This window comes from Ruegeria sp. BA12 (assembly GCF_056539625.1).
Genome location: NZ_JBQFVF010000002.1, coordinates 185883 through 202897, shown reverse-complemented (window position 1 = coordinate 202897; position 17015 = coordinate 185883). Strand labels below are relative to the sequence as shown.

Here is a 17015-nt window from a genome sequence, read left to right as displayed (position 1 = left end):
GGGCAAGGTCACATTGAAAAAGACGTACCGCAGCCGCAGGATGAGGTCGCGTTGGGGTTTTCGATCACAAACCGCGCACCAATCAGTTCCTGCGTGAAATCGATCACTGCATTTTCCAGAAACGGCAGAGAAATCGAATCGACAATGACCTTTTGGCCTTTGCCTTCCAGCACAAGATCGTCGTCTTTGGGTTCGTCCAGCGCGATTTCGTATTGAAAGCCGGAACATCCGCCGCCTTCCACTGCGACGCGCAAGGCCTGACCCTGATCCGCTGCGCCAATCTCGGCCAGACGGTCAAAGGCGCGTTCTGTGACTGTGGGGGGCAGATTCATGCCAGTCTCCAAAGGTTTATTTCCTTTACGCCTTACAATATAGAAATTGCAAGGACAGGCGACAAGGATAAGGCCTTTGGACAGAGCAGGTTTTGCCTCGGACCCAGGCCGCGCAAGGGGGCGGCTAGTACCTGAGGAGGAAAGCAGTTTCCGATCATGCTTTCAGCGCGACCGGGATCGGATCATTCATGCCAGCGCGTTTCGGCGGCTGAAACACAAGACACAGGTGTTTGTTGAACATGAAGGCGACAGTTACCGCACGCGCCTGACGCATTCTATCGAAGTGGCACAGGTGGCGCGCACGATTGCCGGGGCATTGGGATTGAACCCCGAACTGACCGAAGCCGTGGCATTGGCGCATGATCTGGGGCACACGCCCTTTGGTCATACCGGAGAGGACGCCTTGCACGCTTTGATGGAGCCATACGGCGGCTTCGATCACAACGCGCAGGCCATTCGGATCGTCACCAAATTGGAACGCCACTATGCCGAATTCGACGGCTGCAACCTGACATGGGAATGTCTGGAAGGCATAGCCAAGCATAATGGGCCTGTGACAGGCGAATTGCCGTGGGCGCTGGCCGAGTGCAATGGCGGTTTTGACCTTGAACTGCACACCCATGCCAGTGCCGAGGCACAGGTGGCCGCGCTGTCTGACGATATAGCCTATAACAATCATGATCTGTTGGATGGGCTCAGGGCCGATCTGTTCACGGACGCTGAAATTCAGCAATTGCCCATCGTCGGTGATTGCTATGCGGAAGTGGACCGCAAGTACCCTGGTCTGGACCCGTATCGGCGCAGGCACGAAGCATTGCGTCGCGTGTTTGGAGTGATGGTTTCGGATGTGATCGACACCTCGCGCGACCTGATCGCTGATTCTGGGGCGCAAACGGTCGAAGATATCCGGCATCTGGGTTATCCGGTGATCCAGTTCTCGGCAGGGCTTTGGGCGCAACTTAAAGAGATCCGCGCCTTCCTGTTCTCGCGGATGTATCGTGCGTCCAGCGTCATGAAGGTCAGGGCCGAAGTGTCTGCGGTCGTTGAAGAATTATTCCCGATCTACTTGAACGATCCCAAACAAATGCCAGCCCATTGGCACGGCGATATAGAAGCGGCCCGGGATGAGACGGTGCTGGCACGGATTGTGTCGGACTACATTGCAGGTATGACCGACCGCTTTGCCTTGCAGGATCACAAAAGGCTGACGGGGCGGTCGTCACTCGATGCCGATATAGGCTAGCGCCCAAACCTGTTGGCCGGATTGCTCGTCTGCCAGATCAGCATCATCTGTGGGCGGAAAAACGATCATCGTAGGGCCATAGCCGCCGATCCCCATCGGACTGCCATCCGCATGGGTTGCCACGATGGGTTGGTGCGCCTGAATACTGTCCCATGGGATTTCGGACTGGTATCCATCCATCGCCATTGGTTTGGCAGTCTTCCCTACGGCCCCTGCCATGACCATCACATCCGACAAAAGCGGACCAGAGAAGGCGACGTCGCGCTGATTGTCTTCGGGGCCGTAGGCAATTGTGATCTCCACTTGCGCTAGACCGTCAAGCATCGCGGCGTCAAATCCGGCGCCGCCGCTGTGCTGCACTTCGAGATAACCCAGCAGACCACCGTCATTTTCACCCCGAGCCGGTAAGTTGGTTTCCGTCACCGCCCCGCCCAGCGTCAGAAGAACATGGCCCTGCGGCGCGGGCATATCGGCCCAGACCGGGATCGAAGTGGTCAGGACGAATGCAAGGGACAGGGAAAGACGCATGGAACGATCTCCGAGGTTAGGAATTTCCTGTGACCTTAGCCCGGTTTACCGCTAATCCAAGCGGAAACTTATCGCTTCCATTGACCTTGCCGCTTTGCGTGGTAAACCGCCGGGCAAGCAAAAGGACATCCGAAATGAACCTGTTTTCCGAGATCCGCGGCCTTGTACTGGACGCGCTGGCACAGATGCAGTCCGAAGGCGCGCTGCCCGAGGGGCTGAGCTTTGACAATGTGGCGGTCGAACCACCGCGTGATGCCGCGCATGGCGACATGGCGACAAACGCCGCGATGGTGCTGGCGAAGCCGGCCAAGATGAAGCCGCGTGACATTGCCGATGTGTTGGCCGGAAAGCTGGCGGCGGATGACCGGATCACCAGTGCCGAGGTTGCGGGGCCGGGCTTTTTGAACCTGCGGTTGGCGCCTTCGGTTTGGCAGGGTGTTCTGGCGGCAGTGTTGGAGAAAGGCACGGATTATGGCCGCTCGACTATGGGGCAGGGGCAAAAGGTCAACGTGGAATATGTGTCGGCCAACCCGACTGGGCCGCTGCATGTTGGCCATACGCGGGGCGCGGTGTTTGGCGATGCGCTGGCAAGCTTGTTGGCCTATTCCGGCCATGATGTGACCCGCGAATATTATATTAACGACGGCGGTGCGCAGGTCGACGTGTTGGCACGCTCGGCCTACGAGCGCTATCGCGAAGCCAACGGGTTGAGCCCCGAGATTGCCGAAGGCTTGTATCCGGGCGACTACCTGATCCCAATCGGCGAAGCGCTGAAAGAGAAATACGGCGACAGCCTGATCGACAAGCCGGAAAGCGAATGGCTGGACGATCTGCGCGAGTTCTCGACCGACGCGATGATGGACCTGATCCGCGCTGACCTGAAGGCGCTGGGCGTAGAGATGGACGTGTTCTTCTCGGAAAAATCGCTCTATGGCACAGGCCGGATCGAGGCCGCGCTGGAGTCGCTGACCGAAAAGGGCCTGATCTATGAAGGCGTTCTGGAGCCGCCAAAGGGCAAAAAGCCCGAGGATTGGGAGCCGCGCGAGCAGACCCTGTTCAAGTCCACCGAACATGGCGATGACGTCGATCGCCCGGTGAAGAAGTCGGACGGCAGCTGGACCTATTTCGCCCCGGATATTGCCTATCACTATGACAAGGTGACCCGTGGGTTTGATGCTCTGATCGACGTGTTTGGCGCGGACCACGGCGGCTATGTCAAACGGATGAAGGCAGCAGTATCGGCGCTGTCTGATGGCAAAGTGCCTCTGGATATCAAGCTGACCCAGCTTGTGAAGCTGTGGAAGAACGGCGAGCCATTCAAGATGTCCAAGCGGGCCGGGAACTTTGTCACCCTGCGGGATGTGGTCGATCAGGTTGGGCCGGATGTGACCCGCTTCGTGATGCTGACTCGTAAGAACGACGCGCCCCTGGATTTCGATTTCGACAAGGTGCTTGAGCAGAGCCGCGAGAACCCCGTGTTCTACGTGCAATACGCCCATGCCCGCGTGATGAGCGTGCTGCGCCGCGCCGCCGAGGCCGGGATTGTCGCTGATGACGTGACCCTTGCGGGTGCGGACCTCAGCAAGAACGATCACGTTTCGGAACTGACCGTTGCCAAGAAGCTGGCCGAATGGCCCCGTTTGGTTGAGATTGCCGCGCGCACGAATGAACCGCACCGGGTTGCCTTCTACCTGTATGAGCTTGCAGGAGACTTCCACGCGCTGTGGAATAAGGGCAACGACGAGACTCAACTGCGTTTCATCCAGGATGGCGATGTTGCCACAAGCCAGTCAAAAATCGCATTGGCCCGCGCCGTTTCTGTTGTGATTTCAGCGGGCTTGGGTATTCTTGGCGTTACCCCGGCGCAGGAGATGCGGTAACAAACACCGCCCGAAGCACCGGTACGAGGTAGGCAAGAAATGACCCGCGCGCCTTATTTTCTGGCGTGAATCGGGTGGTGAGGCGGACATGGCACGTTACGATTACTCGGGGCAGATGCGCCCCGAGCAGATGCATTACACGAATCAACCACATCCTCAGGATGGGTATGACTATTCCGACGACATGCACGGGTATGAAGAAGCGCCGCGCGCGGCGGGTCTGGGTCGTATCGTAAACGCGCTGGGCGCGGTTGCGTCCCTGGCATTGGTCGCTGGCATTGGTGTTTGGGGTTACAAGCTGGTGATGCGCGATGTTAGCGGCGTACCGGTCGTACGTGCCATCGAAGGGCCCATGCGCATTCAGCCAGAAAGCCCCGGTGGAACACCTGCCGATCATCAAGGACTGGCCGTCAACACAGTAGCCGCGGTCGGAACTGCTGCACCACCGGCGGATCGTCTGATCCTTGCGCCGCGCCCGGTGTCCCTGTCGGATGAGGACACGCCGGTTGAGCCTCTGAAGCCCACCCCGGCCGTGCATGTGGTGCAGGAAGAGATTTCTGGTCAGGAGGCTGCGCAATTGCGCCAGGGTTCGGTAGACGCTCTGGTCGCCGAACTGGCTGGTGATGCGGCACAAATCGACCAACCGACCGAGCAGGGCGTGCAACTGGCCTCTTTGGTCGTGCCCGAAGAAGAGCCCGCGATTGATCCCGCTGATCTGGCCGCACAGTTGCCCGATCCGGAACTGGCCGCACTGCCGGGGGTTCGCCGGTCTTTGCGCCCCAACACGCGCCCGGCCCGTTCTACACCCAGCGGGATCACCACCAGCAGCAGTACTGAAGACGCGATCAACGCTGCGGTCAAAGCTGCTGTGGGGCTGGATATTGACCCGGACACATTGTCCAAGGGCACGCGCATGGCCCAGCTTGGGGCCTATGAAAGCACGGATGTAGCGCGGGCTGAATGGGATCGCCTGAATGGCCGTTTCGGTGAGTATATGGATGGAAAACAACGTGTTATCCAAAAAACCTCACGTGGTGGACGGACCTTCTATCGTTTGCGGGTTCTGGGATTTGACGACCTAAGCGACTCGCGTCAGTTCTGCGCTGCCCTCGAAGCACAAGGCGCCGATTGTATCCCGGTGGCCGCTCGGTGAGTTTCGGCGCGGCAATCACTGATGCCGAAGGCTTGCGCCTGACGCCCGAAGAAAAAAGTCTGTTTCAAGAAATGAACCCGTTTGGGTTCATTTTATTTGCCCGCAACATCGATACCGCCGATCAGGTCCGTGCTCTGTGCGACGACTTCCGCGAGGCTGTGGGACGCAATTGCCCGATCACCATTGATCAGGAAGGCGGCCGCGTGCAACGGCTGCGCGCACCACTGGCGCGGGAATGGATGCCACCGCTGGATCATGTCGCGGGCGCGGGGGATCAGGCTGAACGCGCCATGTATCTACGCTATCGCCTAATCGCGAATGAGCTGTTTGAGCTGGGGATCGACAGCAATTGTGCCCCGATGGTGGATCTGGCGCGTGATGATACGCATGCCTTTCTGAAGAACCGCTGCTATGGATCTGATTCAACAACAGTTTCCGGGATCGGAAAGGCGGTTGCCAAGGGGCATCTGGATGGTGGTGTTCTGCCAGTGATCAAGCACATGCCAGGCCACGGCCTGTCCACGCTGGACAGCCACCACGACCTGCCACATGTCGATCTGACGCAAGACGCATTGGAAGAGACTGATTTCGCGCCGTTCCGTGCCTTGAACGACCTGCCGATGGGGATGACGGCGCATTTGGTTTATGACCGGATCGACCCACAACCGGCTACGATTTCACCCACAATGATCGGTCTGATCCGCGACAGGATTGGGTTTGATGGCCTGATCATGACCGATGATATCTCGATGAAGGCCCTCAGCGGCGCACCCGAGGAGATTGCCCGTCAGGCGCTCAACGCCGGGTGCGACGTGGTTTTGCATTGCAACGGCTCGTTTGAAGCCCGCGCCAAAGTGCTGGAAGCCGCCGGAGAAATGACCGAGCAGGCCGAGATACGCGCAGAAAAGGCGCTGGCAATGCGGCAAAAGCCTGCGGAACTTGACATCCCCGCGACTGAGGCGGAACTATCTGCCCTAATGGGCGGGCAGGTATATGAACGATAACCTTTTCAGCGAAGACCCGGTCTCGGTCGCGGATCGCCTTGCGGCCGAAGCCCTGATCGTTGACGTCGACGGGTTCGAAGGCCCGTTGGACGTGTTGTTGACCCTGTCGCGGACACAAAAGGTCGACCTGCGGAAAATCTCGGTTCTAGCGCTGGCGCAGCAATATCTGACTTTTGTTGAAAAAGCCCGGGCTCTGCGGATTGAATTGGCAGCTGACTATCTGGTTATGGCGGCGTGGCTGGCCTTTTTGAAATCCCGCCTGCTGCTGCCCCCTGATCCGGATGACGAGGGTCCGTCAGGTGAAGAACTGGCCGCGCATCTGGCGTTTCAGCTAGAGCGCTTGCAGGCCATGCGTGATGCTGCGGCCCGCTTGATGGCGCGGGACCAGCTGGGCCGCGATTTCTTCAAACGCGGGCAGGGCGAGGATGTCACCCGCATCCGCACTGTGACTTATTCGGCAACCCTGCTGGATTTGATGCAGGGGTACGCTCGCATCCGCACACGCGACGAATTCCGCCCCTTCGTGATGGACCGTGACGCCGTGTTCACGATGGAACAGGCGCTGGAGCGGATGCGCCCCCTGATCGGCTTTGCGGGCACGTGGACGGATATGGAGACCTATCTGCCCGATGGTTGGGACGCGGACCCTGTCCGCAAACGCTCGGCCACGGCGGCGACCTTTGCGGCCTCGCTGGAATTGGTGAAAGAAGGACATATGGAGATCAAGCAGAGCGAGACCTTTGCCCCGATCCATCTGCGCAAGAGGACTGACACACGTGACTGACGCCCCCGAAGACGAAGGCACCGGCACCCTGTTCGAAGCGCCGCCGCTGGCAGAGCAAGAGCGCATGGTCGAGGCCGTGCTGTTCGCCAGCGCCGAACCGGTGACTACCTCTGATCTTGAGGCCCGGATGCCTCATGGCAGCGACGCGGCGCAAGCCGTTGAAATGCTTCAGAAACGATATGAAGGGCGCGGCGTGCGGGTGGTCAAGGTTGGCGAGGCCTGGGCCATTCGAACCGCCCCCGATCTGGGCTTTTTGATGCAAAAAGAAACAGTTGAAACCCGCAAACTGAGCCGTGCGGCCATCGAAACGCTGGCTATCGTGGCCTACCATCAACCCTGTACGCGGGCTGAGATTGAAGAAATTCGCGGTGTTTCGGTCTCACGCGGGACGATCGACCAACTGCTGGAAATGGAGTGGATCAGGTTAGGCCGTCGCCGAATGACACCGGGCCGTCCGGTGACATTCGTGGTGACGCCGCATTTCTTGGACCATTTCGGGCTTGAGAACGCTCGCGACCTGCCGGGGCTCAAGGAACTGCGCGCCGCTGGCTTGCTGGAAAACCGGCCACCGCCGGGCACCATCCCACTGGGCGAGGGGCGCGAAGAAGAGCAGGATGAAGATCAGACAGAACTGTTCGAGGAAGAGTGATCAAACGACCCTTTTGGTGTCACACAATTCGCCTATGTTGAGGATCAGAAAACGGAGTTGAGCAATGAATGCCAATCGGATGATCGACATGATCGTACGTCAGGTCATGCGCCGCCTTGTCAGTAAAGGCGTTGACAAGGGCTTTGATATGGCAGGCCGTATGGGTGGTAAAAACGAACAGCCCGGCGAGGCCAACCGTGCCAACAACAAAGGCCCACGCCCATCCCAGAACCTGAAACAAGCGCAACGAATAACCCGTCAAGCGCGCCGGTTCATGAAGTTCTAATCAGCTAACTGCCTTAAAATGCTTGGACAATTTCAAGCCTTGTCCTTGGTAATTTGAGGCGATGCCAGCCCCGTACAGCTGGGTGGGCATTTCGGCCATTTTCTCATAGACCAGCCGGCCGACGACTTGACCGTGTTCCAACACAAAAGGTGCCTCATGGCAGCGCACTTCAAGCACTCCACGTGATCCAGCGCCTCCGGCGGCGGCGTGGCCGAAACCGGGGTCGAAGAAACCTGCGTAATGCACCCGGAATTCACCCACCATGGCCAGATACGGCGCCATCTCGGCGGCATAGAGGGGCGGGATGTGGACAGCTTCGCGGCTGACCAGGATGTAGAAGGCGCCCGGGTCCAGGATGATGCGGCCATCGGTGGTGCGGACCTCTTCCCAGTATTCCTGCGGGTCGTATTCTCCGATCCGGTCCAGATCGATCACTCCGGTATGCGGCTTGGCGCGATAGCCCACCAGATCGGTGTCGGGCAATTGCAAGTCGACCGAAAAACCCAACCCGTCCTGAATCACTGCAGGACCGTCAACCAAGGGCGAGTCACTGTGCAACGCGGTCAGTTCTGCATCGCTAAGCACGGCCTGACCTTGGCGGAAGCGAATCTGATTGAGCCTCATCCCCGGACGTACCAGCACCGAGAAGGAACGCGGGCAAATCTCCGCGTAAAGCGGGCCGGTATAGCCCGCAGGCACGCGGTCGAACTCGGTGCCGCCATCGGTGATGGTGCGGGTCAGCAAGTCCAGCCGCCCGGTCGAGCTTTTGGCGTTAGCCACAGCCGTCACGGTTTCGGGCAGGGCCAGCGATTCCATCAGCGGCACCAGATAGACGCAGCCTTTTTCCAGAACCGCACCGTCCGTGATGTCGATGCGGTGCATCTCGAACTCAGACAACCGATCCGCGACGGATCGGGTTTCGCCGGCCAGAAACGAGGCACGAACACGGTAAGCCACTGTTCCTAAGCGCAAATCAAGGCTGGCAGGCTGAACCTGCGCAGGGATAACCTCGGGGTTGGCGGTGATTTCTCCGCGTGCGATCATCGCTTCGATTTGCTGATTTGGGCATACGCCTGTCATTCCGATCCCCCCTGATGCCAGAGCGGGATCTGGCCTGTCTGCCATAAACGTCGGTGTGATTTGGTCGGGCTAGCAGGACTCGAACCTGCGACCTTCCGTCCCCCAGACGGACGCGCTACCAGGCTGCGCCATAGCCCGACGTTGAGGTGTTCATAAAGACTTTCCCGGCAGGGGCAAGAGGAAATCATCGCCTTTTTTTCTTATCCCGCCGTTCGATTTTCAATGCGGTTAAGAACGGCGCGCAGGTCCTTTGCCACCGGAGCAATCTGTTTCAGCAGATCGTCATCGAAATCGGTGCGGTTCCATGCCTGCGTTGCGATTCCACCCAGCAGGGGGGCCTCATCCAGAAATTCCGGTGAGGGTTGCGCCGCGACCGGCTGCGGTTTGGGTTCGGCAGGCTCCACATTAGGGGCCTCGGCAACGGGTGCAGCGTCGTCCAGATTTAGGTTGATCTGTTCGCTTGTCTCGACTGGCTTAGAAGAGAAGGGCACAACTACACTGTCGTTAGCAGTGGCGTCCGGTTTGGCCACCTCGTCCAACCCTTGCGAAAGCGAGGAAACATGCGCCACGCCCTGTTCACGCAGGATACGTTGAACGCCTTTGATGGTTATCCCGTCCTCGTGCAGCAGTTTCTTGATACCGCCCAGCAGGCGCATGTCGTTGGGTCGGTAGTAACGCCGCCCTCCGGCACGCTTTACCGGTTTGACCTGATTGAAACGGCTTTCCCAGAATCGCAGGACATGAGCCTGAACGCCCAGCCAGTCCGCAACTTCACTGATCGTGCGAAAGGCGTCGGGGGACTTGCTCATGACCGTGTCGTCCTGATCTTACTTACGGTTCCCTGCGGCGACGCGATCCTTCATCAGGTGCGACGGGCGGAACGTCAGAACCCGGCGGGGTTGAATCGGAACCTCTTCGCCGGTTTTGGGGTTGCGGCCGATGCGGGCAGTTTTGTCCCGAACGCTGAACGTGCCGAATGACGAAATTTTCACCTGCTCGCCGCGCACCAAAGCGTCGGACATGTGGTTCAGAACGCTTTCGACCAGCTGCGCACTTTCGTTGCGTGACAGGCCAACCTCACGAAAGACGGCCTCGCTCAGATCCATTCGGGTCAGTGTTTTATCGCCCATACCATTTCCCCTGTTGATACCGCAGAATACGGTGAGGGGAAATTCGCTGTCAATATCAATGAATTGCAAGTCTGCGTGTAAGCCGAATTGCGCCGGTTACCAGCGCAGCACAACCGCACCCCAGGCCAGACCGCCGCCGATGGCCTCGGTCACAAGCAGATCGCCCTGCTTGATTTGCCCGCGCTGTTTGCCGACGGACAAGGCAAGAGGAATCGACGCGGCCGATGTGTTGCCATGGTCCTGAACGGTGACGACGACGTTTTCCATCGGCAGGCCCATTTTCTTGGCGGTGCCCTGAATAATACGGATATTTGCCTGATGGGGCACAATCCAGTCGACGTCAGTGTTGCTGAGGCCAACGCTTTGCAAAGCGGTTTCCGCCGTTTTGGCCAGTTTTTCGACCGCATGGCGGAACACCTGATTACCTTGCATCCGCAGATGTCCGGTCGATTGGGTCGACACACCGCCATCGACGTAAAGCAGGTCCTTGTACCGGCCGTCTGAATTGAGGTCGGTCGCCAGAATGCCGCGATCCTGCGCACTGCCTTCGCCCTCTTGCAGCTCCAACACTAGCGCACCAGCGCCATCACCGAACAGCACGCAGGTGGACCGGTCCGTCCAGTCCATGATTCGCGAGAAGGTTTCGGCCCCGATGACCAGAACGCGCTTGGCCTGACCGGATACGATCAGGGCGTTGGCATTGGTCAGCGCAAAGACGAATCCAGCGCAGACGGCTTGAACGTCAAAGGCAAAGCCTTTGGTCATGCCCAACTGTGCCTGCACCATGGTTGCGGCAGATGGGAAAGTCAGATCGGCGGTCGAAGTTGCCACAATTATCGCATCGATATCGTCAGCCACTAGCCCCGCATCGGCCAGCGCGGCCTCGGCTGCCTTGGTGGCCAGATCGGACGTTGTTTCGTTTTCGGCGGCGAAATGGCGGCGCTCGATACCCGAGCGGGTCTTAATCCACTCATCCGTTGTATCGAGCGTCTTTTCAAACTCGGAATTCGGAACGATGCGCTCTGGCAAATAGTGTCCGACACCAACGACAACTGAACGGCCTGCCATGCTTGGGTACTGCCTTTTTTGTTATTCGCCAGCCTTTGGCGGCGTGTGGGCGGCATCTTGTGCAAGCTCGGCTGTCGATGCAACCCGTGCCGCCAATTTTTCGGCGAAACCAGACTGGGCAAGGGTAAAGGCCAGTTTGACTGCTGCCGAGACTCCGATGGCATCCGCGCCACCATGTGATTTGACCACGGTTCCGTTGAGGCCAAGAAAAACGCCGCCATTCACTTGGCGCGGGTCGATACGCTTTTTCAAACGATTTAACGACGTGATCGCCAGTACCGAAGCGAGGCGTGACAGCGGTGAATACTTGAACGCTTTGCGCAACAGGTCGCCAATCAGGCTGGCTGTGCCTTCGCCGGTCTTAATGGCGACGTTGCCGGTAAACCCATCAGTGACAATGACATCCGCCTTGTCGCCGGGAATGTCGCTGCCTTCAACGAAACCGACAAAATCGAAATTCGCCTGCTCTGCGAATTCCGTGATCATAGCATGTGCTTCTTTAAGCTCGGCGCGGCCCTTGTGTTCTTCGGTGCCCACGTTCAAGAGACCGATCCGAGGACGTTCCAGCGCCATGCCGTTGCGCGCATAGGATGCACCCATCAGCGCATATTGCAGCAGATCCTTGGCGTCGGCGCGCACATCCGCGCCCACATCCAGCATCACGTTGAACCCCTGCGGGTTGCGCGATGGCCACAGAATCGCAATCGCCGGACGGTTTACACCGGGCAATTTGCGCAACCGCATCATCGACAGCGCCATCAGCGCGCCGGTGTTGCCGCAGGAAACGGCGCCATGCGCCTCACCTTGCCGCACTGATTCCAGCGTTGACCACATCGAGGTCTGCTTGCCACTGCGGACAACCTGACTGGGCTTGTCCTCCATCGTGACTACATCGGGGCAATCACGAAAAACGACGCGCCCTTGCAGGACACGCCGTTTGGCAACAAGTTTGCGAAGCGTAGGCTCAGGCCCGTGCAGAATAAACGCGATATCGGGGTTTTTGATTGCCGATTTGGCAATGCCTGCAACCACAGTCGCGGCCCCCGAGTCTCCGCCCATAGCGTCAACCGAGATGGTAATCCGTCCGGCGTGCGAGGGCTGTTCAGTCATTCCTTGCCTGCGCTTTTAAAGGCTTAGGCCGCGTCTTCGTCCAGGTCGATTTCGTCGGCCTGTGCGACGACTTCGCGGTCATCGTAGTGGCCACAGGACGCGCAGACGTGGTGCGGGCGCTTCAGCTCGCCGCAGTTGGGGCATTCGTTCGGGTTTGCAGCAACCAGAGCGTCGTGTGCGCGGCGGTTGTTGCGACGCGACTTGGAAACTTTGTTCTGTTGGACGGCCATGGTCTCAACCTTTGTCTACTGAGGGCCAACAGATTCGCTGTGGGCCGGGTTTCATTCTTTGTTTATCTCGTGGTTTGACGCGCGTTTAGGGGACGATCCCCGCAATGTCCAACCCAAATTCCGATGAGCGCGCGAAAATACTGCGATTCTCGACATGTTCAAGCGATTTTTCTGAGGGCCTGATATGACAGGAAAACAGACCTATGTCACTCGTCTTTTTTCAGCGCGTCGCGCAGACCGGCCAGACCGGCAAAGGGCTTGACGTCTTCGTCTGTCATGGCCTGTTTGCCCGGCTCAGTATAGTCGGCCTGTCCCAGTTCGGCACCGTCTTTACGTGGGTATTGGGGCAGGGCCAGCGACAGGGCCTCGACCATGACAAGCGCTGGGTCGATCTCAGCACCAAGCTGTTCGGTTTCATCACCTTCGGGAATTTCAAACTCGGGCTCTTCTGGATCAACCCAATCGGCCACATAGATTCGCGCGACCGGGATGTCGATGCGGGTGGTCACCGGTTCCAATGTCACCACGCAGGGCTGAATCACTGTAGCCCCCAGTTTTCCGTTCAATACCCAGTCGCGCTTGCCCTGTGCCCTTACGTCACCCACAAAGCTGAGCTTGCGTAGGCCAAGCAAGCCCAACTCGTCTCTGGTAGCCTCCAAAGCCTTGGCGTCTGGGCGCAACTCAAAGGGGGTTGGTGCATTTTGGGGCAGATCGGCCACCCGCAGAGATGTCTGGTTGCTCATTCGTGACCCTTTCCTGTGTTGAACCGGGGCTGCGGTTTGATGTAAGCGGATAGGGTCCGTAACGGGCCAAGGCAAGAGGGTGTGAATGTTGAAGGTTGTGAACAGGTTGAAACCGGCGTCGAAAACGCTTGTCTTTGCGGCCTGTCTGGCAGCGGCTGGTGCATGTTCGCCGGTCTTCAAGAATCACGGATATGTCCCAACGCCCGAGGACCTGGCCGAGGTCAAAGTGGGTGTGGACACCCGCGACAGTGTGATCGAGGCGGTCGGCGCCCCCAGTTCGTCCGGCGTGATCCGCGATTCCGGGTTCTATTACGTCCGGTCACGCATTCGTCATTACGGCCCGAAAAAGCCCGAAGTGGTCTCGCGTGAGTTGGTGGCGATCAGCTTTGATGACCGGGGCGTGGTTCGGAACATCGAACGGTTCGGGCTTGAGGATGGTATTGTCGTTACGCTGGATCGCCGGATTACCGAGTCCACGATTCAGGGTCAGGGCTTTATCCGTCAGCTGTTGGGTAACATCGGTAACTTTAACCCGGCCAATATTCCCGGCACGTCACAATAAGTTACAGCCACATCTTGCGATGGTCATGCGGCAATCACACATTGTGTGATAGGGGCATGGCAAGAGGAAACAGGTCAGCAACCGCGGAGGATGCGACCATGGCACTATTGCTTGGTAAGGGGCGGTATCGCGCCCGGCTGGCGCAGTCGCGGCAGGACCTGGCGGCGGCACAGCAGCTGCGGATGTTGGCCTTTGGGACAGAAAAAATCGATCAGGACGATTTCGATTCGGTCTGTGCCCATATTCTGGTCGAAGATGTGCGCGCAGGCGGGCAGGTGGTCTGTTGTTTCCGCATGCTGACCATGGCAGATGGCACTGAAATCGGCCGCAGCTATTCGGCGCAGTTCTATGATCTTTCGGCGCTTGCGGGGTTTAGCGGTCGGATGGTTGAGATGGGGCGGTTTTGCGTTCATCCGGACTGGACCGACCCAGACATTCTGCGTGTCGCCTGGGGGGCAATGACGGCCTATGTAGATCAGAATGATGTCGAGATGCTGTTTGGCTGTTCGTCCTTCGCTGGGACCGAAACCGAGGAGTATCTGGATGCGTTCGCGATTCTAAAGCACAGGCATCTCGCCCCAAAACGTTGGCTGCCACGGGTCAAGGCACCGGATGTATTCCGCTTTGCCACGCGTCTGCGTCGCAGGCCGGATGTGAAAAAGGCGATGTTGCGGATGCCGCCCTTGCTGCGTACTTATCTGATGATGGGCGGCTGGGTCAGTGACCATGCGGTCGTCGATCGGCATATGAACACGCTGCATGTGTTCACCGGGCTTGAGATTGGTGCGATTCCCCCGGCAAGGAAACGTTTGTTGCGAGCGGTGGTTCGGTAATCCCCGTTGACCCCTTGGCCTTGCCGGTTTAGCTGGCGGGCATGGCGAGAATTCCTTTGTTGCAGATGTCCGGCATTTCCCTGACCTTTGGGGGTGATCCGGTGTTTTCGGGGCTGGACCTGGTGGTGCAGCCGGGCGATCGTATCGCGTTGGTGGGGCGCAATGGGTCCGGCAAATCAACCTTGATGAAAGTGATGGCCGGTCTGGTCGAGCCAGACCAAGGCGACATTGTGATTCCGCCTGGAAAATCTATAGGTTACATGGAGCAGGACCCAACCATGGAAGGGTTCGCGACGCTGGGCGACTATGCCTCAAGCGGGTTAGAGCCAGGTGAGCTGTACAAGGTTGAACGTGCCGGAGAGGGGCTGAAATTCGACCCGTCGCGCCCGGTCGAAACGGCCTCGGGCGGCGAGCGGCGGCGCGCGGCTTTGGCCAAGCTGATGGCCGAGGCGCCAGACCTGATGCTGCTGGACGAGCCGACCAACCACCTGGATATCGAAGCCATCGCCTGGCTCGAGCGTGAGCTGGGCGCGACGCGGGCTGCGTTTGTTCTGATCTCGCACGACCGCGCGTTTTTGCGGGCTTTAACCCGAGCCACGCTCTGGATTGACCGCGGAATGGTGCGGCGACAGGAACAGGGGTTCGACGCTTTCGAAACCTGGCGTGACAAAGTTTGGGATGAGGAAGATCAGCAACGTCACAAGCTGAACCGCCTGATTAAATCCGAGGCGAAATGGGCTGTCGAGGGCATCAGCGCACGACGCAAGCGCAATCAAGGCCGCGTGCGCGCCCTGCAGGCGTTGCGGGCCGAAAAGGCGGCGCAAATCAAACGCCAGGGCTCGGCCGCTATGGCGCTTGAGGCAGGGCCGAAATCCGGACGAAAAGTGATCGAGGCCAAAGGCTTGGCCAAGTCCTTTGATGCGCAACGGATCGTGCGGAATTTCGACTTATTGGTGCAACGCGGTGATCGGGTGGCTTTTGTCGGACCGAATGGTGTAGGCAAGACGACCCTGCTGAAAATGCTGCTTGGACAAGAACAACCGGATGAGGGGTCGGTGACCCTGGGTACCAATCTTGAGGTTGCGGTGTTCGATCAGACCCGCGCGCAACTGGACCCGGAAATGAGCCTTTGGGATAGTCTGACCGGCGACCCCGAGATGCGGGTTTCCGGCAAGGCCGATCAGGTGATGGTCGGTGGCCAACCTAAGCATGTGGTCGGCTACCTCAAGGAATTCCTGTTTGACGAACGGCAGGCCAGAGCGGCGGTTAAATCCCTGTCAGGGGGCGAAAAAGCGCGATTGCTGCTGGCCAAGCTGATGGCCAAATCCTCGAACCTGCTGGTGCTGGACGAACCGACCAACGATCTGGATGTCGAAACACTGGATCTGTTACAGGAACTGCTGGACGATTATGACGGCACCGTTCTGCTGGTCAGTCACGACCGGGATTTCCTGGATCGCGTCGCCACTACGACCATCGCGATGGAGGGCAATGGCCGCGCAATCGTCTATGCGGGTGGGTGGTCGGACTATATTGCACAGCGAGGGGACGTTGCGGAAAAGAAGGTAGAAAAATCAAAACCCTCAAAGGCAAAGGTCAAGCCGGAAAGTCAGGCGAAATCGGGTCTGTCTTTCTCGGAAAAACACCGGCTTGAGAAACTACCCGCCGAAATCGCCCGGCTTGAGGCCGAGATCGGCAAACTGGAAGACCTCATGTCCGATCCCGAATTGTTCACTCGCGAACCGGTTAAATTCCAGAAGGCGACCGAGGCGTTGGTCGAGCGGCAGGAAAAACTGGCCGCAGCCGAGGATGAGTGGCTGATGCTCGAAGAAAAGGCCGAAGGCGCTTAGGACTGTTTCAGCGCTCGGGCAGGGTTTCCAACGACCGTTTCTTCGGCCGCGACGTCTTTGGTCACGACGCTGCCCGCACCGATGGTGGCATTGTCGCCGATGGTGATGCCGGGCATCAGGATGGCTCCACCGCCCACCCAGACATTCCGCCCAATCGTCACCGGAAGACCAATTTCAAGACCCTGCGCACGCTCAACCGGGTCTTTGGCGTGTTGAGCGCAATAAATCTGAACGTGCGGTCCGAACATCGTGCCGTCTCCGACCCTCACCGGTGCGGTATCCAGAACCACGCAGCCCGCGTTGAAATAAACGCGCTGGCCAAGGTGGATGTTCACCCCATAGGCGCAGTGAAAAGGAGCCTCGAGAAAGCAATCCGACCCGACGTTGCCGAACAACGCCAGCAATTCCGGTGCTATTGCACCGCGGGTATCCGGCGGACAGGTGTTATGCGCGTGAACCGCGCGCCGGGCCTGTACGCGCAGGGCATCCAATTCCGGATCCAGACAGCAATACCACTCTCCGGCCTGCATCTTTTCGCGTTCGGTCATGA

20 protein-coding genes and 1 tRNA gene are annotated in these 17015 nt (G+C 58.7%); 10 read left to right on the top strand and 11 right to left on the bottom strand.

Going from position 1 to position 17015, the window contains the following annotated elements:
• Positions 1 to 8 precede the first annotated feature (8 nt).
• Complete coding sequence (locus tag ACR0B0_RS06520) at positions 9 to 332, bottom strand: HesB/IscA family protein (protein ID WP_170348987.1); 324 nt, start codon at positions 330 to 332, stop codon at positions 9 to 11.
• Between the two features lie 76 nt (positions 333 to 408).
• Here ACR0B0_RS06520 and ACR0B0_RS06515 point away from each other — a divergent pair, with 76 nt between their 5' ends.
• On the top strand, positions 409 to 1575 hold the full coding sequence (locus ACR0B0_RS06515; RefSeq protein ID WP_480646961.1) for a deoxyguanosinetriphosphate triphosphohydrolase: 1167 nt from the start codon (positions 409 to 411) through the stop codon (positions 1573 to 1575).
• Here the strand turns inward: ACR0B0_RS06515 and ACR0B0_RS06510 are convergent.
• Positions 1552 to 2103 (bottom strand): putative pterin-binding protein, encoded by a 552-nt coding sequence (locus ACR0B0_RS06510; RefSeq protein WP_480646959.1) that lies wholly within the window; start codon positions 2101 to 2103, stop codon positions 1552 to 1554. The genes ACR0B0_RS06515 and ACR0B0_RS06510 overlap by 24 nt on opposite strands.
• Before the next feature lie 134 nt (positions 2104 to 2237).
• Here ACR0B0_RS06510 and argS point away from each other — a divergent pair, with 134 nt between their 5' ends.
• The 6 genes from argS (at position 2238) to ACR0B0_RS06480 (ending at position 7859) form a co-directional block, all read left to right on the top strand.
• Positions 2238 to 3983: an arginine--tRNA ligase gene (gene argS, locus ACR0B0_RS06505; protein ID WP_226688341.1), complete on the top strand. Its 1746-nt coding sequence runs from the start codon at positions 2238 to 2240 to the stop codon at positions 3981 to 3983.
• An 88-nt stretch (positions 3984 to 4071) separates the two neighbouring features.
• Entirely contained in the window at positions 4072 to 5136 is a 1065-nt protein-coding gene (locus tag ACR0B0_RS06500) for an SPOR domain-containing protein (RefSeq protein WP_480646956.1), read from the top strand.
• Positions 5133 to 6140 (top strand): beta-N-acetylhexosaminidase, encoded by a 1008-nt coding sequence (gene nagZ, locus ACR0B0_RS06495; protein ID WP_170348982.1) that lies wholly within the window; start codon positions 5133 to 5135, stop codon positions 6138 to 6140. Before ACR0B0_RS06500 ends, nagZ begins: the two co-directional genes overlap by 4 nt.
• A complete protein-coding gene (locus ACR0B0_RS06490) occupies positions 6130 to 6924 on the top strand; it encodes a segregation and condensation protein A (protein WP_170348981.1) in 795 nt (264 codons plus the stop codon). The genes nagZ and ACR0B0_RS06490 overlap by 11 nt, the downstream gene beginning before the upstream one ends.
• A complete protein-coding gene (gene scpB / locus ACR0B0_RS06485) occupies positions 6917 to 7573 on the top strand; it encodes an SMC-Scp complex subunit ScpB (protein ID WP_170348980.1) in 657 nt (218 codons plus the stop codon). The genes ACR0B0_RS06490 and scpB overlap by 8 nt, the downstream gene beginning before the upstream one ends.
• A gap of 64 nt (positions 7574 to 7637) precedes the next feature.
• Positions 7638 to 7859 (top strand): hypothetical protein, encoded by a 222-nt coding sequence (locus tag ACR0B0_RS06480; RefSeq protein ID WP_170375706.1) that lies wholly within the window; start codon positions 7638 to 7640, stop codon positions 7857 to 7859.
• On the opposite strand, the gene ACR0B0_RS06475 is transcribed toward ACR0B0_RS06480, so the two are convergent.
• From ACR0B0_RS06475 to ACR0B0_RS06440, 8 genes are all read right to left on the bottom strand, one after another.
• Positions 7860 to 8939, bottom strand: coding sequence for a 2'-deoxycytidine 5'-triphosphate deaminase (locus ACR0B0_RS06475; protein ID WP_170358869.1), 1080 nt, complete (start codon positions 8937 to 8939; stop codon positions 7860 to 7862).
• 61 nt (positions 8940 to 9000) lie between these two features.
• Positions 9001 to 9077, bottom strand: a tRNA-Pro gene (locus ACR0B0_RS06470).
• Between the two features lie 62 nt (positions 9078 to 9139).
• The gene (locus ACR0B0_RS06465) at positions 9140 to 9748 is read right to left on the bottom strand and encodes a MerR family transcriptional regulator (RefSeq protein ID WP_480646954.1); all 609 of its coding nucleotides are present in this window, start codon (positions 9746 to 9748) and stop codon (positions 9140 to 9142) included.
• Positions 9749 to 9766: 18 nt separating this feature from the next.
• A complete protein-coding gene (ihfA, locus tag ACR0B0_RS06460) occupies positions 9767 to 10069 on the bottom strand; it encodes an integration host factor subunit alpha (protein WP_008755922.1) in 303 nt (100 codons plus the stop codon).
• Positions 10070 to 10165: 96 nt separating this feature from the next.
• Positions 10166 to 11137: a beta-ketoacyl-ACP synthase III gene (locus ACR0B0_RS06455; RefSeq protein WP_170358866.1), complete on the bottom strand. Its 972-nt coding sequence runs from the start codon at positions 11135 to 11137 to the stop codon at positions 10166 to 10168.
• Between the two features lie 21 nt (positions 11138 to 11158).
• Positions 11159 to 12247 (bottom strand): phosphate acyltransferase PlsX, encoded by a 1089-nt coding sequence (gene plsX, locus ACR0B0_RS06450; RefSeq protein WP_170358864.1) that lies wholly within the window; start codon positions 12245 to 12247, stop codon positions 11159 to 11161.
• Between the two features lie 23 nt (positions 12248 to 12270).
• Complete coding sequence (gene rpmF / locus ACR0B0_RS06445; protein ID WP_008756996.1) at positions 12271 to 12477, bottom strand: 50S ribosomal protein L32; 207 nt, start codon at positions 12475 to 12477, stop codon at positions 12271 to 12273.
• 206 nt (positions 12478 to 12683) lie between these two features.
• Positions 12684 to 13220: a YceD family protein gene (locus ACR0B0_RS06440; protein WP_480646951.1), complete on the bottom strand. Its 537-nt coding sequence runs from the start codon at positions 13218 to 13220 to the stop codon at positions 12684 to 12686.
• Positions 13221 to 13305: 85 nt separating this feature from the next.
• On the opposite strand from ACR0B0_RS06440, the gene ACR0B0_RS06435 reads away from it, so the two are divergent.
• The 3 genes from ACR0B0_RS06435 (at position 13306) to ACR0B0_RS06425 (ending at position 16465) form a co-directional block, all read left to right on the top strand.
• Positions 13306 to 13782: an outer membrane protein assembly factor BamE gene (locus tag ACR0B0_RS06435; protein WP_170348973.1), complete on the top strand. Its 477-nt coding sequence runs from the start codon at positions 13306 to 13308 to the stop codon at positions 13780 to 13782.
• 98 nt (positions 13783 to 13880) lie between these two features.
• On the top strand, positions 13881 to 14615 hold the full coding sequence (locus ACR0B0_RS06430; RefSeq protein WP_254440175.1) for a GNAT family N-acetyltransferase: 735 nt from the start codon (positions 13881 to 13883) through the stop codon (positions 14613 to 14615).
• Between the two features lie 41 nt (positions 14616 to 14656).
• A complete protein-coding gene (locus tag ACR0B0_RS06425) occupies positions 14657 to 16465 on the top strand; it encodes an ABC-F family ATP-binding cassette domain-containing protein (RefSeq protein ID WP_425080499.1) in 1809 nt (602 codons plus the stop codon).
• Here the strand turns inward: ACR0B0_RS06425 and ACR0B0_RS06420 are convergent.
• A complete protein-coding gene (locus tag ACR0B0_RS06420; RefSeq protein ID WP_480646949.1) occupies positions 16462 to 17013 on the bottom strand; it encodes a sugar O-acetyltransferase in 552 nt (183 codons plus the stop codon). The genes ACR0B0_RS06425 and ACR0B0_RS06420 overlap by 4 nt on opposite strands.
• Positions 17014 to 17015 lie beyond the last annotated feature (2 nt).

Coding starts and splice junctions, on each gene's coding strand:
- ACR0B0_RS06465 (WP_480646954.1), bottom strand. CDS start 9,748: ATGAGCAAGTCCCCCGACGCCTTTCGCACGATCAGTGAAGTTGCGGAC.
- ACR0B0_RS06480 (WP_170375706.1), top strand. CDS start 7,638: ATGAATGCCAATCGGATGATCGACATGATCGTACGTCAGGTCATGCGC.
- ACR0B0_RS06455 (WP_170358866.1), bottom strand. CDS start 11,137: ATGGCAGGCCGTTCAGTTGTCGTTGGTGTCGGACACTATTTGCCAGAG.
- ACR0B0_RS06420 (WP_480646949.1), bottom strand. CDS start 17,013: ATGACCGAACGCGAAAAGATGCAGGCCGGAGAGTGGTATTGCTGTCTG.
- argS (WP_226688341.1), top strand. CDS start 2,238: ATGAACCTGTTTTCCGAGATCCGCGGCCTTGTACTGGACGCGCTGGCA.
- rpmF (WP_008756996.1), bottom strand. CDS start 12,477: ATGGCCGTCCAACAGAACAAAGTTTCCAAGTCGCGTCGCAACAACCGC.
- ihfA (WP_008755922.1), bottom strand. CDS start 10,069: ATGGGCGATAAAACACTGACCCGAATGGATCTGAGCGAGGCCGTCTTT.
- ACR0B0_RS06500 (WP_480646956.1), top strand. CDS start 4,072: ATGGCACGTTACGATTACTCGGGGCAGATGCGCCCCGAGCAGATGCAT.
- ACR0B0_RS06440 (WP_480646951.1), bottom strand. CDS start 13,220: ATGAGCAACCAGACATCTCTGCGGGTGGCCGATCTGCCCCAAAATGCA.
- ACR0B0_RS06430 (WP_254440175.1), top strand. CDS start 13,881: ATGGCACTATTGCTTGGTAAGGGGCGGTATCGCGCCCGGCTGGCGCAG.
- ACR0B0_RS06490 (WP_170348981.1), top strand. CDS start 6,130: ATGAACGATAACCTTTTCAGCGAAGACCCGGTCTCGGTCGCGGATCGC.
- ACR0B0_RS06435 (WP_170348973.1), top strand. CDS start 13,306: ATGTTGAAGGTTGTGAACAGGTTGAAACCGGCGTCGAAAACGCTTGTC.
- ACR0B0_RS06510 (WP_480646959.1), bottom strand. CDS start 2,103: ATGCGTCTTTCCCTGTCCCTTGCATTCGTCCTGACCACTTCGATCCCG.
- ACR0B0_RS06520 (WP_170348987.1), bottom strand. CDS start 332: ATGAATCTGCCCCCCACAGTCACAGAACGCGCCTTTGACCGTCTGGCC.
- ACR0B0_RS06475 (WP_170358869.1), bottom strand. CDS start 8,939: ATGACAGGCGTATGCCCAAATCAGCAAATCGAAGCGATGATCGCACGC.
- plsX (WP_170358864.1), bottom strand. CDS start 12,247: ATGACTGAACAGCCCTCGCACGCCGGACGGATTACCATCTCGGTTGAC.
- ACR0B0_RS06425 (WP_425080499.1), top strand. CDS start 14,657: ATGGCGAGAATTCCTTTGTTGCAGATGTCCGGCATTTCCCTGACCTTT.